This is a genomic window from Actinophytocola sp. (genome assembly GCF_035942955.1).
Lineage (GTDB): Bacteria > Actinomycetota > Actinomycetes > Mycobacteriales > Pseudonocardiaceae > DASYTH01.
In genome coordinates this window covers 22,560-29,625 of record NZ_DASZCQ010000059.1, presented here as the reverse complement: position 1 = coordinate 29,625, position 7,066 = coordinate 22,560, and the positions used below count along the sequence as shown (strand labels likewise).

The window sequence follows — 7,066 nt, the reverse complement described above, 5'->3', positions numbered from 1 at the left end:
GCCGCCCCCGGCTGTCAGGGCGCCGCCCGTTCGGGATGACCACCTCCTCCGGCCGCGGTTCGCGACCGCACCGGCGCACTCCCCGTGGCGGACAACGACGGCAATCACCGGCGTCGCTCGATGGTGTGATACGTCTCGTGGTGTGGGTGGTCTATTGACCGGACTAAGACGCGACACTCCGAGGCGATGGTGCGCGGCGGGCAAGAGTAATTGCCGCCATGGCCGAGAGAGACGGCCCGCGGACGAGGCGAGCTGAGCGTAGCGGAAGGCGCGCTCGGTGCGCTCGACGTCTGCCCGGGTCAGCAGGACCCGCAGCAGCGTCATGATCACCGCGCCGAACAGCATCCCGGCCAGCGGGGCTGATCATGATGAAAGATGCGGTCTTGGCCACGCTCGCGCCCTTGATCCGCCCGTCCCTGACAGCTGGCGTCATGGCAAGCGTGGCAGGGGCCTCGCTGCGCTGCGGTTGTCTGTGCGACCTACGCCGGCATCCGTCGGCGAGCGTATGAGGAACCACGAGGCCGGTCGTTGCAGGTTGTCGGGCGCATGTTGCGCTTTGCGGGTCGTGCTGCCCTTAAGAGGGTGTGGACGAGGAGTTCATGGCTGTCCCCGTCTCGGTGGAGGAGGGAGACCTGGTATCGCGTGACCTGTGTCTAGTCCAGGCGCCTGTTAGGGAGGTGTTGCATAGTGCCGGGACTCGCGCCGCTGACCAGAAGTGATCCTGGGTGGATTCTCGGGTGGGCCAAGCGGGGCGGTTGCACCTCATAGTTGACGTTAGACGTAAGGTCAGCCGAGCGGAGTTGCATGCCTCGATCCAATAACGTGGACTTGGAGTATCAGAAGTTCTTTCTGGAGGAGTACACGAAGGTAGTCGCCTTCTTGCGTAAGTTGGGGTTCGGTCTTGATCAGGCTGAGGATGCTGCACAGGATGCGATGTTCGCGGCTCTGGGGCATTGGCCTCTACCTAAGGACAGGCGGCGGGGTTGGATTCGGACTGCGGCTAGGCGCGTTGCTATTCGCGAGGCTGAGAAAGCACGGAGCGAGCGTCCTCGGCTTGTGGCGAAAGGCTACGGAATCGGTACTCGTGACGGCACGGAGTTTCAGCAGCTCGTTGACCACCGGGACGAGTTATCGCGACTGCTGAGTCGACTAGCTCATGTCGAGCGCGAGGTGCTGGTCTGGAGCTTGGACGGGTTCAAGGCTAGGGAGATCGCCGCAGAAATGGGACTCAAGAGCGCGGGGGTCGTACGAGTATACCTTAGCCGGGCAAAGAAGAAGATTGCACGCTTGCTGGAAAATGGCTACCTTGATCAAGGAGAAACTCAATGAGGCGCCGGGTGGTCAATAAGTGGCTCCAGGGCCGGAATAGCGAGTTTCTTGATCGTACTGCGGAAGTGATCGATCCGATCGAAAGCTTGCAGCGTGTCATGGCGACATCACCTCGCGCGCGGCAGTTCGTGGCGGAGCAGTCCTGGGGGTATGCTCCGCCACACGGGCGAGAGTTCTCAGCTAAACGATTTCCCAGGTGGGCTTTGATCGCCGTTTCGGCATGTGGGGCGGTTGCCGTCGTTGTGCTAATGGCGATGGCATTGGCGAGTCCTGCGCGAGAAGAGACGCTCGACGAACGTCTCGATACCGCGATAGGTGAGCTCAGTAGCGTTGACCTGGATGTGCGGATGAAGAGTGTCGACGAGCTGGAAGATATCGCTCGAGAGCACCCCGAGCATCGGCGGCGAATCTTTGAGGAGTTGACGCGGTGGGTGCGTGATCGGGTCCCGGTTGTCAGCTACCAGGGTTGCGCTCGCGACACGGTAACGGCCGATGTCGGGCACATTTTGCGCGTCATCATGGATTCGGGTATTCAGCCGGATCTTACTGGCGCTGAAAGCAACTTTACCATCGACCTGAGTAAGGTTTGTTTGGCAGGAGTCGGTGCGCCAGGGGCTTCGCTGAGCGGCGTCGACCTGAGCTACTCATACATGTACGACGCCGACTTCAGAGAGGCGACGTTTGCGCGAGGCAACTTGACTGGGTCCATGCTTGAGGAGGCAGATCTCACCGGAGCCGACTTGAACAATGTCGTGCTTGTTCGAGCGACGCTGAGACGAGCCGTTCTGGCCCACGCCAAGTTGTCTTACACGAACCTTGTGGGTGTAGACCTGTCGGAGTCAACGCTCACCCAAGCTTCGCTATTTGAAGCCGACTTGACCGGAGCCAGCCTCCGCGGCGCGAATCTCGCCGATGCCGACCTGCGCGGCGCCAAGCTGGTGGGTGCGGACCTGACGGGGGCTGATTTGACGGGTGCGAACACCGCAGGTGCGGACCTGAGCGGCGCCAAAGGAATTTCCCGATAACAAGCAGGCTGTCGAACCGCTAATGAGAGGTTGTCTCGGTGAATGTGGGAACGTTGTCCACGATCGACATGGCTGTGCTTGCCGAGGTACTGCGGTTGCCTCTGTTTCCGTATCCCCTGGAGGTACCAACGTCGGGCGTGACTGTTGACGAGCACCACCGACACGTTGAGGCGGTGCTGGCCGGTTTGGTGGAACGAGGGTTCGTTCATGGGTCGACCGTGGCGGTGGATCTGTCCTATGCCCTCGATCTCCTGGCTTCCGGTGAGCTTGTCGTCGACGGGCGACTTGTGGTCGGTCACCAGTGCGATCTTGTCGGCACGGTTCGTGAGGGCCACGCGGCGCTTGCGGTACGGACCGGTGACGCGGTCCAGATCGGGCTTATGCCCTCCCGCTATCTCGTCCAGTCGATCGTCAAGCTGTTGCCCGACGTGCCGCCGTTGCGCGGAAGTTCGCTGACTATTCCAGCTGAGTCGTTTACTCGGGCGCTTGCTGTCGCCGCTCAAACTGTCGGCTCCAGTGAAACGTATGAGTTCTTCACTGAGGCGGGTATACGGAGCCAGGATGCACAGACACTTGCCAGTATTGTGCGCACCACAGGTGTTGCAGCGCAGTTTGGTGTGTCATTCAGGAAACCGCTCGTCGATCTCCACCAGAAACGCAAGACCTGGACCTGGTACGCAACCGAGGCGGGCGGCATTGTCCTGACCCATGATTCCAACGAGCGACCGACCTGGACAACGCTGACGCCAGCGGATCCGACACGGGTCGGCGACTATCTTGATGAGGCTTTGTACGCCTTGAAGTATGACGCCGGCCATGCGACGTCGGAAGTTGTGGTTCGCAGTCGGCGTCATGCCAGCCGTCTCTCTCGATAGTAAGGAGCCGCATGTCGTATGAAGTAGACACCCTGAAAGAGGTCAAGCAGAAGCTCGAGGAGTTGGGTGTCGACAGCGTCAGCGATGTTCGCCGGGCCGGCGGTGCCTATCGCCGTGACATTCCCGCTGTGATCCAGGCAGAACAACTGCACCTGTCCGCACATGCATCGCCGGGCTCGATGACCGCGTCACCGGACGAGCTGGTGCGGATCGGTCGTTACATCAGCATGGTGCGCGACGAGATTCACGCTCTCATCGCCGAGGTGCGGCTGCTCAGTGGACATCAGTTCGATGGTTGGGGACCGATTGCGGAGCGAATGGCGGCGTGCGTTTCAGCTCGCACCGGTCCAGACACAGGTGCCGAACGCGCGCTGACCAGCTATCTAGCCGAACTCGCCGACCTCGAAGCGGTGCTAACCCAGACAGCGGTTCTATACGCCAGCCTCGAGCAGGAGAGCGTCGAGCAGCTCAGAAAGGCGGCACACACCGATGGCTAAGAAAGCCCACGGCGACAAGGGCATGGTGGTCGGCAAAGTTCGTCGAGTCTCCTCAGACAGCGGCCTAGGCGATCGCATCCGACCAGCCGATGGCGTGCATTGGGAGGGATACACCCACCGCCAGATGTGGGACATGATTATGCGCTCGAACCCAGACGATCTCTTCGCGCGTGTCGAGCAGTGGCGCACGGTGGCCAACACGTTGCTGGACCGCAATAGGGCTCTCCAGCAGCGGCTCAACACACTGTTGGACACGTGGCATGGACCCGCTGCGGACGCCGCCGCGGCCAGCCAGCAGCGACTGCTCAATTGGGCGCAGGAGACCGTGACTCGCGCAAGTGCCGTCGGTACGCAACTGGGCAACTACGGCAACGCACTGGTCAGTGCCCGGCTGCGGATGCCGCAACCACAACATCGCTGGGCAGAACTGAGTTTCCGCGACGGCGAGGGTGCCAACGTCCTGGACGGTGTACCCGGCGCCCACTTGCTGCTGCAGATGGCGTCCGATCGGTTGCCCACCGCTCAGCAGGCACGCGAGGCCAAACGCGAGGCCGTGCAGATCATGAGGGAGTTGGAGGGGAACGCGGTTGAGGCTGAGCGGGCCATGCCGCAGTTCTCGGATGCGCCGCAGACCACCACCGGCACGGAACCAAACCACCAATGGCGGCCTCAGCCAACCTCCACACTGGCGGGACCTGGCCGGCCACTGATCCAGGATGCGCGCCCTTCGTTCGACGGGACGACCACCGCACAAGTCGTGGGCGAACCCGTCGGCTATGGCTCTGGACAATCCGGCGGATCTCACCCTTACGGGCGCGGTGGTGCCGACCCGTTGGCAGGAAGAGCACCGCTCGGCGGCGATCACCTGGGAGTGATCGGTAAGAGTCCATTGCCGCAGGCAGGAACACCAGGCGGCTCAGTCGTGGGTGGATCGGCGACACGCGCAGCCGCACCGGGTCTCGGCGGAGGACTCATGCCAGCAACCGCAGGCGGACGCAGCCCGGAAGACGAGGACACGATAAAGCCATTGGCCGACTACCTCGAGCCCGAAGACATTTTCATGGACGACCGGCCGGTGTCACCCCCAGTATGGGGCGTCTGAGACGGAGCGAGAATTGAGCGGATACGACGCGAACATCCCCTACATGACCGCTAAGGTCGGCCAGTACAAGGGTTTGTCAGACACCATTGGCGGGATAGCGGACGGCTTCTCGTCCTGCGCGGTGGGAGATCTCGGCCCAGGCGGCATCGCCGCCGCCCTGCAGACCGTGGCCGACAACTGGCGCGACGGCCTGAACTCCATGGCCGACCGGATCGGCAACATGGCCCACGGCCTCAGCCAGGCTGCCATCAACTACCAGGCAATGGAAGACGCCGCGCGACGTGCCTTCACTGACCCCGACGCGGCGTATGGAGGCCCCCATTGACCAGCTACGCAGGACTTGGGTTCGACCCGACACCAGGCGAGCCGAGCGCCGTGGAAAACGCACTGACCCAGCTCGCCGATGGCGGCGGCAAGCTGGAAATGCTGATGGGGACCATCGAGTCAGACCTCGACCTCAGCGACGGCTGGGACGGAGCGGCCGCTGACGAGTTCCACGACAACCTCGACGACATCCCCCGAGCGCTCAACAGCGGCGCGCAGTCCATGGGCTATGTCGCCGACGCCCTCGTCGCCTGGACTGGGCAACTCGCCGACAACAAACGGCAGACAGAGATCCTCGACAAGCTAGCCCTCGAGCTCAAGCAGCAACTCCGCGAGGCCGTCGCGGAGCTGAACCAAGCGAAAACAGCGCTGGAGTCGGCGCGCGGAGCGAACCGGGCGAGCGCGCAAGCCGCGTTCGACCGAGCAGCGGTGCATGCGGTGTCGGTCAACGACCAGCTCGACGCGGTGATACAGCAAGCACGAACTCTGCAGGATAAGCACCTTGCCCAGGCGGAGGCCACCGCGATCAAGATCGCCGAGGCGTCCAACAGTGACACCTTTGAGCCGACCGGCAAGGTGGATCAGGTCGTCGGCACCGTGGGCAGCGTGCTCGGGGAGATCTCGGTGTGGACCGGACGAGCCGCCTTCGTCGCCGGGCTACTCGCCGGCGGTCCCGCAGGCCTGGCCGTCGCCGGGGCACTATACGGAGCGACCGTGGCGTCCGGGCTGACCGGCACGGCAGCCAAGCTATACGCCAAGGACGCCGGTGTGCACTCCTTGCAAGGCACCAACACGCTCGGCCTCATCGCCGACGGTGCGCTGTCGCTCGCCGGACCGACGAGCACGGGCACCAGGCAGCTACTCAAGGCGCTGAAGGCGGGCGGACCCAAGCGAGTCCTCAACGTGCTCAAGGACGTCGAACCCAAGACGGTTGGCAAGACGCTTGGCAAGGGCCTCAAAGAGGCCATCGAAGGGGGTCAGATCGCCAAGGCGATCCAGGCCCTCAGGGAGGCGAGTGACGCCAAGACGGTCCGGGAAGCGGTCGAGAACCTCGGCAAGATCCAGGCCGAGGAACTGGCCAAACGCGACGCCATCGACAAAGCCTTGGCAGGAGCCGGCCACGCCGGGTCCTCCGCCGTCGACGCCGCTGAACTGCTGGACAAGGCCGCCGGAGGCGACGGCACCCCGGACTGGCTCAACATCCCTGGCAAGTTGCCAGACCTTCCAGGGGCGGCAGGCGAGGCCGCCGATCACTTCTCCAAGAAAGCACTGGAGAAGATTGAAGGAACCAAATGACCAACACCCTGATCCATTTCCCATTGCCGGAGTGGGTACAGCTAATCCCCATCTGCGACGTCGACACCGCCGAGCAGACCATGGTGAACATAATCGCCAACTCGCAAGACCACGGCCAGGCCCGCCTTGCTGAGTACGAATCAGCAGCCTCAGATGTCATCGACGGCGCCATCGAGCACGGCATCTGGGTGCTCGGCCTAGCCACCCCACCCGGCCGGCCCGCCGCGCTGCTGTCAGTGACCGGATTCCAGGTACCGATCACTCTTGACAGACACACCACGACCGACCTGCTCAGCTACCTCGAAGCCCATGGCGGACCCGGCATCGCCGGACTGCGCTTCGCCCCACTCAGCTACGGCCAGACCGCGCTCATACTGCACCGCACCGACAGCTCAGGATCCCAAGCCCAAGCCTTCGTACCCGACGCCGACGGCCAAGGATGCTTCCTGTTCACCCTCGCCGCCCAACAACCAGACCGCGGAGCCGAACTGCTCGAACTGGTCCGCGAGATTGTCACCACCGCAATGCCGTAGACGACAACCCCGGCTCCGAACAGCCGGGAAGACGCTTCCATGACCGGCACGTCAGCCGTGTAAGCCGGGGACGAGGCGACGGACA

At 63.3% G+C, this 7,066-nt stretch carries 8 protein-coding genes; all 8 read left to right on the top strand.

Annotated elements, in window-relative coordinates; all coding sequences use genetic code 11:
* The first annotated feature begins 828 nt into the window (after positions 1-828).
* The 8 genes from VGX25_RS06390 to VGX25_RS06355 are packed head-to-tail and all read left to right on the top strand — an operon-like array spanning position 829 to position 6,981.
* Complete coding sequence (locus tag VGX25_RS06390) at positions 829-1,329, top strand: RNA polymerase sigma factor (RefSeq protein WP_326916674.1); 501 nt, start codon at positions 829-831, stop codon at positions 1,327-1,329.
* Positions 1,326-2,354, top strand: a complete 1,029-nt coding sequence (locus tag VGX25_RS06385) for a pentapeptide repeat-containing protein (protein ID WP_326916673.1) — start codon at positions 1,326-1,328, stop codon at positions 2,352-2,354. The genes VGX25_RS06390 and VGX25_RS06385 overlap by 4 nt, the downstream gene beginning before the upstream one ends.
* 53 nt (positions 2,355-2,407) lie before the next feature.
* Positions 2,408-3,229 (top strand): ESX secretion-associated protein EspG, encoded by an 822-nt coding sequence (locus VGX25_RS06380; protein WP_326916672.1) that lies wholly within the window; start codon positions 2,408-2,410, stop codon positions 3,227-3,229.
* Positions 3,230-3,240: 11 nt separating this feature from the next.
* Positions 3,241-3,726, top strand: coding sequence for a hypothetical protein (locus tag VGX25_RS06375; RefSeq protein ID WP_326916671.1), 486 nt, complete (start codon positions 3,241-3,243; stop codon positions 3,724-3,726).
* Complete coding sequence (locus VGX25_RS06370; RefSeq protein ID WP_326916670.1) at positions 3,719-4,828, top strand: WXG100 family type VII secretion target; 1,110 nt, start codon at positions 3,719-3,721, stop codon at positions 4,826-4,828. The genes VGX25_RS06375 and VGX25_RS06370 overlap by 8 nt, the downstream gene beginning before the upstream one ends.
* A 13-nt stretch (positions 4,829-4,841) precedes the next feature.
* Positions 4,842-5,153: a hypothetical protein gene (locus tag VGX25_RS06365; RefSeq protein ID WP_326916669.1), complete on the top strand. Its 312-nt coding sequence runs from the start codon at positions 4,842-4,844 to the stop codon at positions 5,151-5,153.
* The gene (locus tag VGX25_RS06360; protein WP_326916668.1) at positions 5,150-6,448 is read left to right on the top strand and encodes a hypothetical protein; all 1,299 of its coding nucleotides are present in this window, start codon (positions 5,150-5,152) and stop codon (positions 6,446-6,448) included. The genes VGX25_RS06365 and VGX25_RS06360 overlap by 4 nt, the downstream gene beginning before the upstream one ends.
* On the top strand, positions 6,445-6,981 hold the full coding sequence (locus VGX25_RS06355; RefSeq protein WP_326916667.1) for a hypothetical protein: 537 nt from the start codon (positions 6,445-6,447) through the stop codon (positions 6,979-6,981). The genes VGX25_RS06360 and VGX25_RS06355 overlap by 4 nt, the downstream gene beginning before the upstream one ends.
* Positions 6,982-7,066 lie beyond the last annotated feature (85 nt).

Coding starts and splice junctions, on each gene's coding strand:
- VGX25_RS06355 (WP_326916667.1), top strand. CDS start 6,445: ATGACCAACACCCTGATCCATTTCCCATTGCCGGAGTGGGTACAGCTA.
- VGX25_RS06370 (WP_326916670.1), top strand. CDS start 3,719: ATGGCTAAGAAAGCCCACGGCGACAAGGGCATGGTGGTCGGCAAAGTT.
- VGX25_RS06385 (WP_326916673.1), top strand. CDS start 1,326: ATGAGGCGCCGGGTGGTCAATAAGTGGCTCCAGGGCCGGAATAGCGAG.
- VGX25_RS06375 (WP_326916671.1), top strand. CDS start 3,241: ATGTCGTATGAAGTAGACACCCTGAAAGAGGTCAAGCAGAAGCTCGAG.